Annotated in this window: 1 protein-coding gene; it reads left to right on the forward strand. The window is 53.8% G+C overall.

Annotation, left to right across the window (positions count from 1 at the left end; genetic code table 11):
• Positions 1–1136: replication initiation protein (locus P7F28_RS09220; protein WP_277184208.1), on the forward strand; the 1136-nt coding region annotated here is incomplete at its 5' end.
• Between the last annotated feature and the right edge of the window lie 123 nt (positions 1137–1259).

Consider the following 1259-nt stretch of genomic DNA (forward strand, 5'->3'; position numbering starts at 1 on the left):
AAAACGCGATCGAGCAGAACAAGCAAGGTGAACGCGTATGGTTCGACTATCCGGTTGGACAGTTGATCAATGACGTAGGGCTCAACTCAAAGAATCGAGACTACGTGAAGTCCACCATCAATTCGCTGGTCGGCTTCGTGGTGAACTGGGACCATTTGTCTGACTCCCGCGAGTGGAACGCGAGCGGTCTGGTCGCTGGCGCCAAGATTTCCGGATCAACTCTCCGTTATCAATTCTCGGACAACATGCGCGAGATTCTCATGAACCCGCGCATTTACGCGAGCATTGATATGCGCATAGCCCGCGAGTTCAAACGGGGACACGCCCTGACGTTATGGGAGAACGTTGTGCGCTATGAAGGGATAGGCCGTACCCCAAAAATGAGCGTTGACACCCTTCGTGATTTGCTGCTCGGTTTGGACTGGGTGAGTGGTTCGTACGCGCAATACAAGACATTCAAGAGTCGCGTGCTGCTGCCGGCACTGGAAGAGATCAACCGCATTGCAGACCATGAGATCACCTACCATGAGTCCAAGACAGGCCGAACGGTAACGGAAGTGCAGTTGACGATAAATGCGAAGAAGAAGCCTGAGATTACCCAAGAGGACGATCTAGACCTGCTCTCAAGCGTTACCGCATTCGGCATCCCCGTCAGTGAAGCGCGCAAGCTTTTGAGTGAGCATGGAAAGGATGCCGTTAGAGACGCGCTCGCCTATACGCGCCAGCGAACCAAACGCAAGAACGCACAACCCATCGAAAATATGGGAGCGTACTTCCGAAAAGCGCTTTCTGGTGGCTGGAAAGTTGACGAACAACGTGGAACGGCGACCCTCACAGCGCGTGCAACAAAATCGGACTCATCGGGTGAAGACGTGCTTCTTGGACGCTATTTAGCGTTCCGGGCTGGCGAGGCAAAAGAGTATTTTGACGAGCTAGATCCCGCCGAGCAGAGTGCGTACGTATTCCAATACAATGCCCAGCAGGTCGCGGAGCAGCTGCGGATATCACCTAATGCTAAGGTCAAGAAGGCGGCGCAGGAGGCTTTCGCTTATTGGCTCGCCGATCACGTATGGAGTAAGCCAACAGATCGCGATCTATTAAATTTCCTTTTGCGCGATGCGACTGCCGGCCGGTGACCGCTGCAAACGATGTCGCCGGCGGACGGCGTCGACATCGTCAATTCATTTGATGTCCATCTTCTTCCAGCAACTTCTTCAGCGCATCCACGTAGACGTCGGCACGATTCGAATCGTTCAACG

Source organism: Caballeronia sp. BR00000012568055, assembly GCF_029439455.1.
In the GTDB taxonomy this organism is placed as follows: Bacteria; Pseudomonadota; Gammaproteobacteria; order Burkholderiales; family Burkholderiaceae; genus Caballeronia.